This is a genomic window from Streptomyces sp. NPDC088817 (assembly GCF_044750345.1).
Lineage (GTDB): Bacteria > Actinomycetota > Actinomycetes > Streptomycetales > Streptomycetaceae > Streptomyces.
Genome location: NZ_JBIVJN010000015.1, coordinates 233094 through 248853, shown reverse-complemented (window position 1 = coordinate 248853; position 15760 = coordinate 233094). Strand labels below are relative to the sequence as shown.

Here is a 15760-nt window from a genome sequence, read left to right as displayed (position 1 = left end):
GACCAACGTCAGGTGGACTGGCAGTTCACCACCCACGATGCACGCATCAAACTGCGCCACCTCTATCCCAAATATTAGCCGCGACAGCCTACTAGTGCCGCGGCAGGCCGCATTGGGTGCGCCCGGATCGGCCGGTCGCTCCGGCCGGTTCAGCGGAAGGCGTCCGGCGGTGGGGCCGGTGAGGCGACCGCCGCGGTGTCGGTGACCGGTGCGGCCCCTCCGGTGAAGTCGGTGAGCGCGCGGCCGTGTTCGACGCGGCCCGGGTGCGGGTCGGTGGCGGCGCGGCGGGTCAGTTCGGCGACCGGCAGCGGGAGGTCGCAGGCCACGAGTACCGCGTTGCCGAAGCGTTTGCCGCGCAGCACGGTCGGGTCGGCGACCAGCGCGAGTTCGGCGAACCTCGCGGCGGCGGTGGCGATCTGCCCGCGCAGGTGGGCGAGCGGCGGGCCGTCGGCGAGGTTGGCGGCGTAGACACCGCCCGGCTTGAGGACCCTGCGCACCCCGTCGAGGAACTCCGTCGAGGTGAGGTGGGCGGGCGTACGGGCGCCGCTGAACACGTCCGCGATGACCAGGTCGGCCCAGCCGTCCGGCACTCTGGCGAGGCCCTCGCGGGCGTCCGCCGACCGCACCCGGAGACGGGCTCCGGGATCCAAGGGCAGTTCGCGGCGTACCAGTTGGACGAGGGCCGCGTCCCGCTCGACCACCTGCTGGGTGGAACGGGGCCGGGTGGCGGCGACGTAGCGGGCCAGGGTGAACGCCCCGCCGCCGAGGTGCACCGCGTGGACGGGCCGGCCGGCCGGTGCGGCGAGGTCGATCACGTGCCCGAGCCGGCGCTGGTACTCGAAGGAGAGGTACGCCGGGTCGTCGAGGTCGACGTAGGACTGCGGGGCGCCGTCGATCAGCAGGGTCCAGGCCCGTGCCCGCTCCCGGTCGGGTATGAGCTGTGCGAGTCCGCCGTCGACCTGTTCGGCGACGGCTTCGACGGCTCCTCGCCCGCGGCGGGGGCTCCTGGTCCTTCCCATGGGCCCATTGTCGCAAGCGGCAGGGTGTGCCACCCACGGGTGGCGGGAGGTGTGGGCGGGCCGTCCGGGCGGGTGGGGCTCCCGGGTCAGCGGCAGCTGTCCGCCGCCTCGATCATCCGGGCCGCCTCCCCCAGGGCCCGCCGTAGCACCGCGGGGTCCGTCGCGAGGTCGGCCTCGTCGGGCGGGACCAGCCAGTCCGAGCCCTCCACCGGCGGCTGAGGGGCCAGCCTCAGTCCCCGTCCGTCGGTCCCGGTGCAGGTGCTTCCGGGCACGTCCCAGGCCTCGGCCGTGCCCGCCGGCACCACGAAGCCGAGCGTGTCGCCCCCGTCGTCGTGCAGTACGGGACCCACCGCGTCGCCCGGTCCGCGGCGCAGGATGTCGACCGCCTCGAGCCCCTGCCGGGCCGGCACCGTGACCACGTCGCACGGGGGCGGCGTACAGGGTTCGGCACTGCGCGGGGTTTCCATCCCGGCCTCCATCACGAAAATCCCTCCTCGTGAACGAGCGGGCCCCGAAGCCCGGCGGCTCCCGGCCCATGGGGTTCAACGCGGCAGGGCGTCAACGGCTACGGGCGAAGTCCGCCGGGAAGGGTGGCACTTCATGGCAGATCACGGTGGAGATATCCGGTTTGTAGCCAAACACAGCGTGTCCGGGCGGACACAGCAGGTACTTTCTTGCTCGCCGGAAACAGGGCGTCACCCGGACGACCGGGACGACTCGGGCAGCGGGTGACGCGGACGACCGGATGACGCGGGCGACTTCGCCTGGGTCCGGCATGGTTCGACGGTTCGCACGAGAGGGCCCGGCCATGACGTCGTCGACGGTGACCTCGCCTCACTCCCCCCGCCCGCCACGGCCGAATCTCGCCTTCCGGCGGCTGCGCGGACAGCGCTCGCCGGCCGAGTTCGCCGCGGCGGTACGGCGGGCCGCCCACGAGATCGGTGAGCGGGTCAGCTGTGACGCCCGCTACATCGGCCGGGTGGAGGCGGGTGAGATCCGTTGCCCCAACTACGCCTATGAACGTGTGTTCTTGCACATGTTCCCGGACCTCACCCTGGCCGACCTGGGGTTCGCTCCCCGGTCGGCCGTTCGGGGACGCGCCTCGCGCGCCGTGCCCGGGGCACGGGAGGGGGACGGCCCGTACCGCCCCGCCGATCCGCCGGACCCGTACGACCCGCACGATCCGTACCACCCGCACGAAGTCCACGAGAACCACGAGGAGAGCGACGTGCTGCGTCGCGCATTCATGACCCGCGGGGGCGCCACGGTGGCCGCAGCCTCGCTGGGCCCCCTGGGACCCGCCTTCGACGCCTCGGCCGCGGACCGCCCCGCGCGCCGCGCCGGCACGAGTGACGCCGGTGCCGTCGAAGAGGCCGTCCGCAGGATCCGCTTGCTCGACGACCGGCACGGAGCGGACGGTCTCTACCGGCGCGCGGCCGCTCCCTTGCGCGCCGCCTACGCGCTGCTCGACGCCGGCGCGACCCGGCAGACCACCGCCGACCGGCTGCACTCGGGCGCGGGTGAACTGGCCATCTCGGTGGGCTGGCTGGCCCACGACTCCGGGCGTTTCGACGACGCGCGCTCGCACTACGCCGAGGCACTGGCCACCGCGCGCATGACCGGTGACCCGGCCCTGGAGACGCATGCCTTCTGCAACACCGCCTTCCTCGCACGGGACGCCGGACGGCCCCGCGAGGCGGTGCGGGCGGCGCAGGCCGCGCAGCGCGTCGGGCGCGGCCTGGGTTCGGCGCGGCTGATGTCGCTGCTCTCGCTGCGCGAGGCGGGCGGCTGGGCCGGGCTCGCCGACCGCAACGGCTGCGAGCGGGCGCTCGCGCGGGCGCACGCCCTGTACGAGCGGGGCGCCTCGGACGCCGATCCCGAGTGGATGAGCTTCTACGGCGAGGCCGAGCTGGCGGGGCTGGAGGCGCAGTGCTGGTCCACGCTGGGCGACTGGCCGCGGGCGGCCCGGTACGCGCGGCGTGCCGCGCAGCTCCAGGATCCCCACTTCACGCGGAACATCGCGCTCTACACGGCCGAGCTGGCCGACGACCTCGCGCGCGGGGGCCGGCCGGACGAGGCGGCCGCCGCCGGATTGCGGGTGCTGGACCTGCTGGACGAGGTCCAGTCCTCCCGCATCCAGGCGATGCTGGCGGGAACGGCACGAGTACTGCTCCCGCACCGCCGGGCGACCGGCGTCTCCGTCTTCCTGGACAGGCACACGGGCGCCCCGCGGCCGGTGTGACGGCCCCGGATCACCGGGCGCCGCGGCGGCCGGCTAGGCGAGGTGGCCCACGTCGTTCCAGTGTTCGAGGGCCGGTTCTCCGTAGGCCCAGCCCAGTACCGACAGCGATGTGGGGTTGAGGCGGATGCGGGCCGCGAAGTCGAGGGGCAGGCCGAGCCACCGCGCGCCGATCGACCGCAGGATGTGGCCGTGGGCGAAGACCAGGACGTCGCGGTCCTCGGCGCGGGCCCAGGCCACCACCTCGTCGGCGCGGGAGGTCACCTCGGCGAGCGTCTCCCCGCCCGGGACCCCGTCGCGCCAGATCAGCCAGCCGGGCCGCTCGGCCTGGATCTCCCCGGGCGTCAGGCCCTCGTAGGCGCCGTAGTCCCATTCCATCAGCGTGTCCCAGCGCGTCGCGCGGTCGCCGAAGCCGGCGAGCTCGCACGTCTCACGCGCGCGTGCCAGCGGGCTGGTGCGGACCTCGACCCCGGGCAGACCGTCGAAGGGCGCCTGCCCGAGCCGTTCCCCGAGCAGCTTGGCGCCGAGCCTCCCCTCCTCCAGGAGGGGTACGTCGGTCCTGCCGGTGTGCCTGCCGGACAGCGACCACTCGGTCTGTCCGTGGCGGGCCAACAGGATGCGCGGTGCCATGGAGAACCTTCCGGAGAAAAGTCGGAACCTGGGGTGGAATCCCTCCATCATCGCGCACGTCGTCGGGCGGCAACCCGGGGGGCGGTCCCTGCGTCTATCAGCTCCGGGGGCACCCCGAGGTGGCCGCGTCGGACACCGTAAAGTGGCACGACCGTCCGGGCACCGCCGGACAGCGCAGCGACGGAGGGGGAGGGGCATCGGATGCCGCAGACCGAGGCACCGGCACGGCGCACCGAGACGGCCCCGCGCACCCGGCTGCGCTGGTGGACCGAGCTGCCGCTGATACTGCTGGTCTACGGCTGCTACTCGGCGGGCCGGCTGCTGGCCCGCGGCGACGTCACCACGGCCGTCGACCACGGCCTGGCGATCCTGCGCGTGGAGAAGCTGCTGCGTCTCAACGCGGAGCACCCCCTCAACCGCCTGTTCACCCGTGAGCCGTGGCTGGGCGTGCCCGCCGACTTCTGGTACGCGTCGCTGCACTACCTGGTCACCCCCGTGATCCTGGTGTGGCTGTTCAAGGCGCGCACCACGCACTACCGGGCGGCCCGCACCTGGCTGATGACGTCCACGTTCATAGGACTGATCGGCTTCACCCTGCTGCCCACCTGCCCGCCCCGCCTGCTCTCCCCGGACCACGGGTTCGTGGACACGATGGCCCAGTACAGCTCGTACGGCTGGTGGGGCGGTGAGGCGAGCGCGCCGCGGGGCCTGGGCGGTATGACCAACCAGTACGCGGCCATGCCGAGCCTGCACGTGGGCTGGGCCCTGTGGTGCGGGGTGATGCTGTGGCGCCACGGTGGCACGCGCACGGCGAAGGCGGCGGGCGTCGCCTACCCGCTGCTGACCGCGCTGGTCGTGATGGGCACCGCCAACCACTACCTCCTGGACGCGGTCGCGGGCGTGGCCGTCATGGGGGCCGGCATGCTGCTCGCGCCGTTCGTGATGCGGGGCGCGGACCGCGCCAAGGCCCTGCTGACACCGGGCGCCACGGCCGTCACGGAGGGCTCGGGTGCCGCGGGGTCCCCGATTGTCAGTGGTGGATGCCAGACTTCGGCGGGTGAGCGAATTCCACGGCAGCGCGAAGCACGGTTCGGTCCCGGAGCCGAACCGGGTGCCGTCCCCGAGGACGCGGGAGACGGCGCTCAAGCCTTTGACCTCCCCCGACCGAGCGAAGTCGAGAGCTTGGGGAAGGCTCGCTGAGCTGCGCGGTCCCGGCGTACCGCCCCGGGCGCTCGACGCCCGTGCCCTGGCCGCGCTCGCCGCGAACCCCGGCTGCGGACGGCGCGCGGTCCTGGACGGCGCGGGCGTGGACAAGGCGGCGCTCGCGGAGGCGCTGGGCGCGCCCGCCGCCTTCGGGCAGTCCCAGTTCGCCTTCATGCGGGGCAACGCGTTCGAGGCGCGGGTCAAGGCGGACGGCGGCGCCGAACTGCTGAGGCTGGCGCACACCAGGCTGGATCCGGGCGCCGAACCGCCGCGGGAGGGCCGCGTGCCCGACCTGAGCGCCGTCGGCCCCGAGGGGCGTACGGCGCGTACGGCGCTGGCGCTGCGCGAGGCCACGGGGGCGGGCACCTGGACGCTCCTCGACCACCCGATGCTCGCCCTGGAGGTGGCCGGCTCGCCCGTCCACCTGGAGCCGGACGCGGTGGTGGTGCACCCGGACGGGAGCTGGACGGTGGTGGAGATCAAGTCCTTCCCGATGCTGGACGGCTCCGCGGACCCGGCCAAGGTGGGGGCGGCCGCCCGCCAGTCGGCGGTGTACGTGCTGGCGCTGGAGGACGTCGCCGGGCGCCTCGACCCCGCCCCGCGTGTGCGGCACCAGGTGCTCCTGGTGTGCCCCAAGGACTTCTCGAACCTGCCCACCGCGTCCGCCGTCGACGTCCGCAAGCAGCGCGCGGTGACCGCCCGCCAGCTGACCCGGCTGACCCGTGTCGAGGACATCGCCGACGCCCTGCCCGAGGGCGTGTGCTTCTCCCCCGAGCTGTCCCCGCAGGAGCTGACGGCCGCGGTGGAGGCGGTTCCGGCGACGTACGCGCCCGAGTGCCTGGCCGCGTGCGAGCTGGCCTTCCACTGTCGTATGCGGTCCCGTGAGCGGGGCGCGGTGACGGCGCTGGGCCGCTCGGTCCGCGCCGACCTGGGCGGCCTGTCGACGGTCGAGGACGTGCTCGCGGCCGCCCACGGCGAGGCGGGCGACCCGGACGACCCGGCGGTGGCGGCGCTGCGCCGGGCCGCCGCGCTGCGGGCCGAGGCGCTGGAGGCGGCCGGGCGGGAGGCGGTGTGTCGCTGATCGCCACCCTGGGCCGTCTGGAGGCCGTGCGGTCCGGGCGGGCCCAGCCCGCCGCGACCGTCCGGCACCGGCATCTGTCGGATCGGCCGCTGGTGTTCGTGCCGCTCACCACCGCCGGTGAGGCGGGCGCCCCGCTCGGCGCCCTGGTCGGCACGGACCGTGCCGCGCCGCGGCTGCTGGCCGTGCCGCAGCCGCGCGACCGTGACCTGCGGTTCGCGTTCCTGGCCGAACTGGCCGACGTCGTCCTGCCGTACATCGACTCCTTCTCCGACGCGGTCGAGGCCGCCGAGCGGAGCGAGACCGACCCGGAGAGCGGCAAGCGGGTCAAGGTCGAGGTGGAGCTGTGCGCGGACGCGCCCCAGCTGATCGTGCCCAGCCGCGCGGGCGTCGACTTCGTACGGCTGCTCGGACGCTCGATGCGCTTCCGCCGCACCGCCGAGCAGGACCCGGAGGCCCCGCATCCGGCGCCGCCGCGGGTGCCGTTGCTCGGGCGGTGGCTGACCCACTTCGGGGAGCGGGCGCGGGTGCCCGGTTCCTCGCTGCTGCCGGCGATGACCGACCTGCTGGCCCAGCACTGGACGACCGGCCAGTCCAGCCTGGAGGACCAGCACCTGGGGGCGCTGCTGGCGTGGATCGCCCCGCAGGACGGCGCGTCGGGCGCCGAGGCCGCGCTGCGCGCCGAACTCGCCCGCACCTCGGACGGCCAGCTGGAGTGCCCGCCCGCGGGGCCCGCCACCGACCCGGCCTTCGACAACAAGCTGCTGGCGCCCGCGATCGAGCGCTACGACCGTGCCCGCACCGCGCTCGCCGCCGCCGAGGACGGCATGGAGGCCGACGCACGGCTCGGCGACCTCACCGGGGCCGAGCAGCACATCCGCGACCTGGTCGAGCAGTGCGCCCGCCCCACCTGGGACAACGTCTGGCGCGGCCTGGACCTGCTGCGTTCGCTGCCCGAGGGCGCGCACGTCGAGGAGCGCTGGACGCGCGACCGCTGGTCGTTCACCGGCCACCGCGACCGGGTGCTGGCCGGCGAACCGCCGCAGCCGCGCCGCGACGACGCCGTCACCGCGGCGAACAAGCTGGCCACGCGCGAGCGTGAGCAGGCCCGTCTGGAAGCGCAGGAGGCGCTGGACGACCCGCTGGTCATGGCGCGGCGGCGGCTGGCCGGGGAGGCGTTCGCGGGCGAGGTCACGGACGTCGTCATGGCCTACAGCGAGGGCAAGCGGCCCAGTCCGCGCCCCCTGGTCACCGTGCGCACCGACGACCGGCCGCAGCTGGGCGAGCGGGCCAGGGTGTACCGCTCGCTGGACGGCAAGCCGCAGTCGGCGGAGTTCGTCGCCTGCGAGGAGGACACCGCCGAGGGAACGCTCGTCGTCCTGCGGATCCTGGACAGGATGGGCCGCGGCAAGGAGCCCGCGGCCGGTTCCGTGCCGGACAAGGGCGACCGCCTGTGCTTCACGCTGTTCGAGCACGAGCAGCGCGGCGGCGCGAAGCTGCCCGACCCGGAGCAGACCCCATGGACGCACGGCGGCCCGCCGGGCGAGGAGAGCACGCCGGAGGCCCCGGACCCGGTGACCGAGGAGGATCTGCTGTGACCGCCCCCGCCCAGGACCCCGCGGTCGGCCCCGCCGCCCTCCGGACGCCCTTCGACCCCGGGGCGGCGGCCGCCCGCGCGACCGACGCGATCCTCCGCGACACGCTGCACGGCACGGACCGCGGGGTCGTCGTCGACTCCCCTCCCGGCGCCGGGAAGTCGACACTGGTCGTGCGCGCGGCGCTGGAGCTGGCCGCCGCCGGACGGCCGCTGATGGTGGTCGCGCAGACCAACGCCCAGGTGGACGACCTGGTGCTGCGGCTGGCGGAGAAGAACCCCGAACTGCCCGTGGGCCGGCTGCACAGCAGCGACACCGACCCGTACGACAAGGCGCTCGACGGCCTGCCGAGCGTAAGGAAGTCGGCCAGGGCCGCCGACCTCGCGGGACTCGACGTGGTCCTGTCGACCGCCGCGAAGTGGGCGCATGTGAAGGTCGACGAGCCGTGGCGGCACGCGATCGTCGACGAGGCGTACCAGATGCGCTCGGACGCCCTGCTCGCGGTGGCCGGGCTGTTCGAGCGGGCGCTGTTCGTGGGCGATCCGGGTCAGCTCGACCCGTTCGCGATCGTCGGCAGCGAGCAATGGGCGGGTCTGTCCTACGACCCGTCGGCGTCCGCGGTGACGACGCTGCTGGCCCACAATCCGCGGCTGCCCCAGCACCGGTTGCCGGTGTCCTGGCGGCTGCCGGCGTCGGCTGCGCCGCTGGTCTCCGACGCGTTCTACCCGTACACGCCGTTCCGCAGCGGCACGTCGGCCGGGGACCGGCGGCTGACGTTCGCGGTCCCCTCGGACGGCTCCGGGCCCGACCGGGTGCTCGACGAGGCCGCCGAGTCCGGCTGGGGCCTGCTGGAGCTGCCGGCGCGGCACACTCCGCGCACCGATCCGGAGGCGGTGCGGGCGGTGGCGGCGGTCGTACGGCGGCTGCTGGAGCGGGGCGGGGCGGCCGTCTCGGAGCGGTCGCCGGATCCGGCGCCGCTGACCGCGGACCGGATCGCCGTCGGCACGGCGCACCGCGACCAGGCGGCCGCCGTGCGGGCGGCACTGGCGGAACTGGGCGTGACGGATGTCACCGTGGACACGGCGAACCGCCTCCAGGGCCGTGAGTTCGACGTCACGGTCGTCCTGCACCCGCTGTCCGGACGCCCCGACGCCACGGCCTTCCACCTGGAGACCGGCCGCCTGTGCGTCCTCGCCTCCCGCCACCGGCACGCCTGCGTCGTGGTCTGCCGCGCGGGCGTGACCGACCTCCTGGACGACCACCCGTCCACGGAACCGGTCCAACTGGGGGTGACGGTGAAGTTCCCGGACGGCTGGGAGGCGAACCACGCGGTACTCGCCCACCTGCGAGAACACCGAGTGCCCTGGCGACCCTGACCCGCACCCGGCCTCCCGCCGGACGGCGTCCGGCACGCCGCCGGAGGCGGCAGACGAACACAGCCCGGACGGCTGGGAGGCGAACCACGCGGTACTCGCCCACCTGCGAGAACACCGAGTGCCCTGGCGACCCTGACCCGCACTGCGGCACGGCGACCGGGGTGGCTTGGCGGGCCCTGCCCGGCGCGTCGGGCGGCGGGATCCCCAGGTGGTGCCGAGAAGTTGTGGGTGGGGTGGGGTCGGGGCCTTGCGTTCGCGGGACACAATGGAGGGTGGCCCTTTCGCAGGGCGGTGTCATCCGAACCGTACGAGGAGGTCGAGACATGGCGGAGCCAACGCCGCGTCGTGACGAACCGCGGCTGCGCCCCGCGCCCCTGCTCTTCGAGCCCGCCGAGGCGGCCGCCGATCCCGAGCACTTCTTCGACCTGGAGTCGATCGACGATCCGCGGGCGCTGCTCTCGCGGGCGACGGAGCTGACGGTCGCGTTCCGCGCGGCGGCCGACCGGGCGGTGGAGTTCCAGGCGATCGCGGCGGCGCAGCTCGCCGACCCGCGGCGGTTCGACCGGCTGACCCCGGCCGCCATCGCCGAGCGGGCGGACTGGACCGAGGACTACGCCAAGAAGATGGTGGAGTTCGGCCGGGACCTGCTGAGCGGAGCCGAGGGCGGCGTGCACGCCAACCCCGCCGACCCGGTCTGACCCCCCGCGCCCCGCGCCCCACGCCCGCCGTTCCTGGCTCTGGCATATGCCGGGCGGGCAAGATACCCCGACCCAGCGTTTCGTGTCCCGGTTTCCCGCAACCCTGAGGAATCACCTACTCACAGCGGGTAGATGTATCCGCCATGAGCCGCACAGGGAACGAACCCTTCGTCGACCACCTCGACCAGCGGGCAGGCCACCGCTCCGACGCCTCGGGCGTCACCGCGGACGGCGCCGCCTGGCTGGCCTCGGCGGGCGCGTATCCCCGCAGCACGCTCGCGCTCTGGCGGGAGCGGCCGGACGCACCGCTCGTACTGCCCTGCGGCACCGTCTTCGACGTGGTGAACGTGCCCGCGATCTTCGGCCGCCGGATGCTGGACCGGCTGTGGGACGAGGGCCCGGGGTCGGGCCCGGTGGCCGTCCACCGGGGACGGATGCTGCTCTTCGCCGCGGCCGGGACCGCACACCGGCTGCCCTCGCTGCTGGAGTGGGAGGAGTGGGGCTCCCGCGGCCGGGAGGACGGCCGCAAGGAGGGCATCCCGCCCCTGCTGTGCCACGGCAACGGCGACGCGGTGACCCTCCCGGCCCTGTCCGGCGAGGCTCTCCCCGTCCAGCCGGCCTCCCGCTGGCTCGTCGCCCCGGACACCCGCCACCCCTGGCTTCCGGGCCCGGAGATCATGCTCTGGGCGGCGGTGCGGGCCGCCCGCGCGGCGGTGCGGATATCGATTTTTCCTCCCAGCGACCAGGATGCTAAGGTCTACGACGTCAGCAGGCGCCGCTAGCTCAGTTGGTTAGAGCAGCTGACTCTTAATCAGCGGGTCCGGGGTTCGAGTCCCTGGCGGCGCACGACGACGATGGCGAGACAAGGTCGCGAGAGCGAACCGGTCTCGCCATCGCTGTATGTGTGCGACCCCATCGCTGCATGTTGTGCGACCCGCGCACAACAGGCGTCACACCGTGTTGATCTTGACGGTGTACGCGCCGGACGCCGTACGGTTCTCCACCTCCACCCGGACCCCGTCGCCCGGCACGGTGAAGCTCTCCCCCACGTCGATCGGGGCGTCGGCGAGCGCGGGCTGGACCGAGGACTCCTCGCAGGCCCCGGTGTGCGGATGGGCGTCGATCACCTCGATCGGGCCGCCGCCGGACTCCGCCCCGCTGCGCACCCGGTACACCAGCACCCCCTGCCGGCACCCGGTCGCGTCGTTGCCGACCGACGCCCGCGCCTCGATGGCCAGCACGCTGTCGCTCCCGGTGCGCACCACCACCAGCTTCGTTCCGCCGCCGAGCCCGAACAGCGGCGACCCGGCGGCGGCCGGCACCGGCGGACCCGCCTCCGGCGCACTCGCTCCCGCCGGGCCCACCTCCACCGGCTCCAGCGTCACCCGGGTCGGACCGCCTCCCCGCACACAGGTCACCTGGCGGGGGTCGAGCCAGCCGAGCTTCCACTTGTGCCAGGCGAAGAGATCGGGCGACAGACCGAACTGGCTGCCCATCAGGTCCCAGTCCCCGACGTAGGTGTCCCAGTCGCCCTTGCCGTCAGCGGGCCGGTGGTACAGGTCGGGCAGGTCGAAGACGTGCCCGGTCTCGTGGGCGAGCACCAGCCGGTCCGGCGGGTGGCGTTCGAAGACGGTCACCACCCGCCGGATCTCCTTGCCGTCGGCCACCAGCGGGGTTTCCAGGTTGACGACCTTCGTCGCGTCCGAGTCGACACCGGGCGCGTCCGGGTCGGCGACGAAGTAGACGACGTCGTAGCGCGAGAAGTCGACCTCGGGGTCGGCTGCGCCGAGCGCGTCCCGCAGATACGCGGCGCGGTCGCGGGCGTTCCAGTCCCGGTGCACGGCGTACGCGGTGGACGGGCGCGGCATCCGGATCCAGCGCCGCAGTGGGTGGGGGCGCAGGGTGAACCTGCCGTACGACGCCTGTTCCCAGAACCGGCTGGTGGCCGGGAAGTGGTCGGCGGTGAGTTCGGCCGGGGTGGTCCGCGGGATGGAGTCCGGGAAGGACAGGAACACGAGGACGGCGTTCAGCGTCCCGGTCGGCCGTACGTAGGCGGGGTTCCAGGTGTCCAGCCCCTCCGAGTGGTGGGCGTCCGTGCGTTGCAGGGCGCAGGGCGCGGGAGAGAACGGTTCGGCGACCGAGGGGCCGCTCAGGATCGAGGTGGCGGCGACCGCCGACATGGTGGTGAACACGGCCGCGGTACTGCGCAGCCAGGGGCGTGCCCCGGCCAGGTTCAGGGCCCTGCGGGCGTCACGGCCGGGCGCCTTCAAGGGCAGCTGACACGGCACGGGGACCTCCGGGGGCGGTTCACGGGACACCGAACCCAGCCTGTGGGAGTTTGGAGGGATACGCCCTGTTTGTCTGCACCGGAAGGGTGAGGGAGGCGAGTTCACGGCAGGAAGGTCCGCCAGGGGCCCGGGAAAAGAACACCTTCAGACCGCTCACGGAACGTCACAGATGGTCAGTCGCACCAAGAACTCGTCCATGTGTGATCGAAAACGATCTTGGTGAGTGGCCGGTCGCCGCGCGGGACAGGCGAGTGGCTGGAAGGGGTTCACGGACGGCATCTATGATCGACACACTTTCCCTGCACTTTCCTGCGCGGACACGGGCCGGGACGCCGTCAGCCATCCGGCGGACCACCCGACGAGACCGAAAAGAAGACCGAGTGCACTGCGGGAGCGAGCGGTGAGCGGAACGTCCGAAGGGCCGACGCCCGCGGCAGACCTCATCCGACCTACTGTCACGGAGAGTGATGCCGCGAGGCCTCCGGGTACGGACCCGGTCGCGACCGTCGCCGCCGAGCGGGCCGTCGCCCCCGCCGCGCCCGCGCCCTCCGGCACCGGTCCGGCCGGGTTCCTGCCCGCCCACGGCCTCACCCCGATGGCGGAACCGGCCCCGGCGGCCCCCCGATTCACCGTCCTGGCCGAATCAGCGCCCGCCGTCGTCGACCTGCTCGGGTCCGCACCGCCACCGGCCGGCACCGTCCCGGAAGCGGAATCAGTCCCGGATGCCCACCAGGACGCCGACACCGACGCCGTCCCGGAGCCCGGCCCGGACGCCGGGGCCGAGAGTCCCTTTCGGTCCGCCTTCTCCGCGGCGCCGTTGGCGATGGCCGTCGTCGACCACGAGGGCCTGGTCGTCAGCGCCAACGAGACCTTCGGCGCGCTCCTCGGCGCCGACCCCGACGAGCTGACCGGCCGGCCCGCAGCGGATCTGGTGGACCTCGCCTCCGACGCCCGCACCCGGCACGCCTACACCGAGGTGCTGCGCGGCCGGCAGGCCCGGCTGCGCTGCGCCCGCCGGCTCAAGCACCCGGACGGCCACCGGCTGTGGGTCCAGGTGACGGTCGCGCCGCTGACCCCCGGCTCCCCCGGTGTGCTGCTGTCCGTGGCGGACATCAGCGCCCGGCGCGAACTCCAGGCCCGGCTGCGGCACTTGAAGAACCACGACCCGGTGACCCGGCTGCCCAACCGCACCCTGTTCTTCGAGCGCCTGTCGGCCGCCCTGGAGACGGAGTCGTACGAGCGCGGCGGAAGCGGCCGGATCGGCCTGTGCTACCTGGATCTCGACGGCTTCAAGGCGGTCAACGACACCCTCGGCCACCGCATCGGCGACCGGCTGCTCGCCGCCGTGGCGGAACGGCTGACCCGGTGCGCGGACGCGGCCGGGCACGGCCGGACCAGCACGCCACTGGTGGCCAGGCTCGGCGGCGACGAGTTCGCGCTGCTCGTCGAGGACTCGACCGGCACCGAGCAGCTCGCGGAACTGGCCGAGTCCGTGCTCTCGGCCCTCCAGGAGCCCTTCGAGGTCGCCGGGCGGCGCCTGTCGGTGTCGGCGTCCATCGGCGTGGTCGAACGGCACGCGGCCGGTTCGTCGGCCACCGCGCTGATGCAGGCCGCCGACACGACGCTGTACTGGGCTAAGGCCGACGGCAAGGCCCGCTGGACCCTGTTCGACCCCGAGCGCAACGCGCACCGCATGACCCGCCAGGCCCTGGTCTCCACCCTGCGCGCGGCCGTGGAACGCGGCGAGTTCGCCCTTGAGTACCAGCCGCTGGTCGGCATGGAGGACGGGCGGCTGCGCGGGGTCGAGGCCCTCGTCCGCTGGCGGCACCCCGAGTTCGGCACGCTGACGCCGAATCGGTTCATCGCGCTGGCGGAGGAGGACGGCTCGATCGTCCCGCTGGGCCGCTGGATCCTGGGCACCGCCTGCCACCAGGCCCGACGCTGGCAGCTCGACCACCCGGACGAGCCGCCGATCTTCGTCAGCGTCAACGTGGCCGTCCGCCAGGTGTGGGACTCCGACCTGGTCTCGGACGTGGCCGACGTGCTCGCCGAGACCGGTCTCGCGCCGCACCTGCTCCAGCTGGAGCTGACCGAGTCGGCCGTGATGGGCTCGGCCGGCCGTCCGCTCGAGGCGCTGCGCTCACTGAACGACATGGGCGTGCACATCGCCATCGACGACTTCGGCACCGGCTACTCCAACCTCGCCTACCTCAGCCGGCTGCCGGTGTCGGCGCTGAAGCTGGACGGCTCCTTCGTACGGGGCTTCCAGCACGAGGAGCCGGAGGGCCCGGTGAGCCGGCCGAGCCCCGCGGACGAGGTCATCGTGGAGGCGATGATCCAGCTCGCGCACCGGCTGGGGCTGACCGTCACCGCCGAGTGCGTGGAGACGTCCGACCAGGCGAGCAGGCTGCGCCGGATCGGCTGCGACACCGGGCAGGGATGGCTGTACTCCCGGCCGGTGTCGCCGGACCGCATCTCCGAGCTGCTGGGCGGCCGCGCCTGCGAGCGCGGCTGAACCCGCTCAGTCGCCGGGCTGGGAACGGACGTCGGCCGGCAGTCCGTAGGCGTCCGCGATGAGTTCGTAGCTGCGCAGGCGTACGGCGCCGCTGTGCGCGTTGCTCGTGATCATCAACTCGTCGGCGCCGGTGCGCTTTTGCAGGTCGTCGAGGCCGGAGCGGACCTCGTCGGGGGTGCCGTGGACGACGTTGGCGTTCCAGGAGCCGACGAACTCCCGCTCCATCGGGCTGAATTCGTACGCCTCCGCCTCCTCGGGGGTGGGCACGAGGCCGGGGCGGCCGGTGCGCAGCCGGACCATGTTCAGGGCGGCGGCCAGCACCTGGCGACGCGCCTCGCGCTCGTCCTCGGTGGCGAGGGCCGCGACCCCGATGAGGGCGTACGGGGCGTCCAGCACCGCGCTCGGGCGGAACGAGTCGCGGTAGAGGTCGAGGGCCGGGACGGTGTTCTGCGCGGAGAAGTGGTGGGCGAAGGCGAACGGCAGGCCGAGCGTGCCGGCCAGGCGGGCGCTGAAGCCGGAGGAGCCGAGCAGCCAGACCGGCGGGCGGTGCGGGGACTGCACGCCACCCGGGGAGGTCGCCTGGACCGGGCCGGGGACGGCGTGGATGCGGCTGTAGGGGTGGCCGTCGGGGAAGTCGTCGTCGAGGAAGCGGATCAGCTCGGCGAGCTGCTGGGGGAAGTCGTCGACGCCCCGGTCGAGGTTGTCGGTGCGGCGCAGGGCCGCGGCGGTGGCGCCGTCCGTGCCGGGGGCGCGGCCGAGGCCCAGGTCCACCCGGCCGGGGGCCATGGCCTCCAGGGTGCCGAACTGCTCCGCGATGACCAGCGGGGCGTGGTTGGGCAGCATGACGCCGCCGGAGCCGAGCCGGATGCGGTCCGTGTGGGCGGCGAGGTGGGCGAGGATCACGGCCGGGGAGGAGGAGGCGACGCCCGGCATCGAGTGGTGTTCGGCGACCCAGTAGCGGTGGTAGCCGCGGGACTCCGCCGTCTTCGACAGGGCGACGCTGGTGCGCAGCGCGCCGGTGGCGGTGTGGCCCGCGCCCACGGTCACCAGGTCCAGTACGGACAGGGGGACCGGGGCGGTCCCCTGTGTGGTGCCCCTGATCTCGTCGCCCGCCACGAG

The 15760-nt window shown here is 74.1% G+C and carries 13 protein-coding genes and 1 tRNA gene; 9 read left to right on the top strand and 5 right to left on the bottom strand.

Features of this window, described 5'->3' with window-relative positions; genetic code table 11:
* Positions 1-149: 149 nt before the first annotated feature.
* Both ACIP4X_RS26345 and ACIP4X_RS26340 read right to left on the bottom strand, forming a co-directional pair.
* Positions 150-1019, bottom strand: coding sequence for a spermidine synthase (locus ACIP4X_RS26345; RefSeq protein WP_401350895.1), 870 nt, complete (start codon positions 1017-1019; stop codon positions 150-152).
* Between the two features lie 86 nt (positions 1020-1105).
* Complete coding sequence (locus tag ACIP4X_RS26340) at positions 1106-1498, bottom strand: hypothetical protein (RefSeq protein WP_401350902.1); 393 nt, start codon at positions 1496-1498, stop codon at positions 1106-1108.
* Positions 1499-1827: 329 nt separating this feature from the next.
* Here ACIP4X_RS26340 and ACIP4X_RS26335 point away from each other — a divergent pair, with 329 nt between their 5' ends.
* The gene (locus tag ACIP4X_RS26335; protein WP_401350893.1) at positions 1828-3261 is read left to right on the top strand and encodes a hypothetical protein; all 1434 of its coding nucleotides are present in this window, start codon (positions 1828-1830) and stop codon (positions 3259-3261) included.
* Positions 3262-3294: 33 nt separating this feature from the next.
* Here ACIP4X_RS26335 and ACIP4X_RS26330 read toward each other — a convergent pair whose 3' ends face one another.
* The gene (locus tag ACIP4X_RS26330) at positions 3295-3888 is read right to left on the bottom strand and encodes a histidine phosphatase family protein (protein ID WP_358728347.1); all 594 of its coding nucleotides are present in this window, start codon (positions 3886-3888) and stop codon (positions 3295-3297) included.
* 201 nt (positions 3889-4089) lie between these two features.
* Between ACIP4X_RS26330 and ACIP4X_RS26325 the strand changes: the two genes are divergently transcribed.
* From ACIP4X_RS26325 to ACIP4X_RS26295, 7 genes are all read left to right on the top strand, one after another.
* Positions 4090-5088: a phosphatase PAP2 family protein gene (locus tag ACIP4X_RS26325; RefSeq protein ID WP_358728345.1), complete on the top strand. Its 999-nt coding sequence runs from the start codon at positions 4090-4092 to the stop codon at positions 5086-5088.
* Positions 5000-6172, top strand: coding sequence for a hypothetical protein (locus ACIP4X_RS26320; protein ID WP_391458153.1), 1173 nt, complete (start codon positions 5000-5002; stop codon positions 6170-6172). The genes ACIP4X_RS26325 and ACIP4X_RS26320 overlap by 89 nt, the downstream gene beginning before the upstream one ends.
* Positions 6163-7767: a hypothetical protein gene (locus ACIP4X_RS26315; RefSeq protein ID WP_391458055.1), complete on the top strand. Its 1605-nt coding sequence runs from the start codon at positions 6163-6165 to the stop codon at positions 7765-7767. Before ACIP4X_RS26320 ends, ACIP4X_RS26315 begins: the two co-directional genes overlap by 10 nt.
* Positions 7764-9140 carry an AAA domain-containing protein gene (locus ACIP4X_RS26310; RefSeq protein ID WP_391458053.1) on the top strand — a complete coding sequence of 459 codons (1377 nt, stop codon included), beginning with the start codon at positions 7764-7766 and terminating at the stop codon, positions 9138-9140. The genes ACIP4X_RS26315 and ACIP4X_RS26310 overlap by 4 nt, the downstream gene beginning before the upstream one ends.
* A gap of 323 nt (positions 9141-9463) precedes the next feature.
* Positions 9464-9838, top strand: coding sequence for a hypothetical protein (locus ACIP4X_RS26305; RefSeq protein WP_358728337.1), 375 nt, complete (start codon positions 9464-9466; stop codon positions 9836-9838).
* Between the two features lie 143 nt (positions 9839-9981).
* On the top strand, positions 9982-10620 hold the full coding sequence (locus ACIP4X_RS26300) for a bifunctional DNA primase/polymerase (protein ID WP_358728335.1): 639 nt from the start codon (positions 9982-9984) through the stop codon (positions 10618-10620).
* Positions 10611-10684, top strand: a tRNA-Lys gene (locus tag ACIP4X_RS26295). Before ACIP4X_RS26300 ends, ACIP4X_RS26295 begins: the two co-directional genes overlap by 10 nt.
* 104 nt (positions 10685-10788) lie before the next feature.
* On the opposite strand, the gene ACIP4X_RS26290 is transcribed toward ACIP4X_RS26295, so the two are convergent.
* A complete protein-coding gene (locus ACIP4X_RS26290; RefSeq protein WP_391458050.1) occupies positions 10789-12126 on the bottom strand; it encodes a M6 family metalloprotease domain-containing protein in 1338 nt (445 codons plus the stop codon).
* A 400-nt stretch (positions 12127-12526) separates the two neighbouring features.
* Here ACIP4X_RS26290 and ACIP4X_RS26285 point away from each other — a divergent pair, with 400 nt between their 5' ends.
* The gene (locus ACIP4X_RS26285) at positions 12527-14641 is read left to right on the top strand and encodes an EAL domain-containing protein (protein WP_358728331.1); all 2115 of its coding nucleotides are present in this window, start codon (positions 12527-12529) and stop codon (positions 14639-14641) included.
* 6 nt (positions 14642-14647) lie between these two features.
* Here ACIP4X_RS26285 and ACIP4X_RS26280 read toward each other — a convergent pair whose 3' ends face one another.
* Complete coding sequence (locus tag ACIP4X_RS26280; RefSeq protein WP_401350889.1) at positions 14648-15757, bottom strand: LLM class flavin-dependent oxidoreductase; 1110 nt, start codon at positions 15755-15757, stop codon at positions 14648-14650.
* Between the last annotated feature and the right edge of the window lie 3 nt (positions 15758-15760).

Excerpts from the sequence above, each read along its gene's own strand:
- ACIP4X_RS26300 (WP_358728335.1), top strand. The coding sequence starts at position 9,982 with ATGAGCCGCACAGGGAACGAACCCTTCGTCGACCACCTCGACCAGCGG.
- ACIP4X_RS26305 (WP_358728337.1), top strand. The coding sequence starts at position 9,464 with ATGGCGGAGCCAACGCCGCGTCGTGACGAACCGCGGCTGCGCCCCGCG.
- ACIP4X_RS26325 (WP_358728345.1), top strand. The coding sequence starts at position 4,090 with ATGCCGCAGACCGAGGCACCGGCACGGCGCACCGAGACGGCCCCGCGC.
- ACIP4X_RS26330 (WP_358728347.1), bottom strand. The coding sequence starts at position 3,888 with ATGGCACCGCGCATCCTGTTGGCCCGCCACGGACAGACCGAGTGGTCG.
- ACIP4X_RS26340 (WP_401350902.1), bottom strand. The coding sequence starts at position 1,498 with ATGGAGGCCGGGATGGAAACCCCGCGCAGTGCCGAACCCTGTACGCCG.
- ACIP4X_RS26345 (WP_401350895.1), bottom strand. The coding sequence starts at position 1,019 with ATGGGAAGGACCAGGAGCCCCCGCCGCGGGCGAGGAGCCGTCGAAGCC.
- ACIP4X_RS26335 (WP_401350893.1), top strand. The coding sequence starts at position 1,828 with ATGACGTCGTCGACGGTGACCTCGCCTCACTCCCCCCGCCCGCCACGG.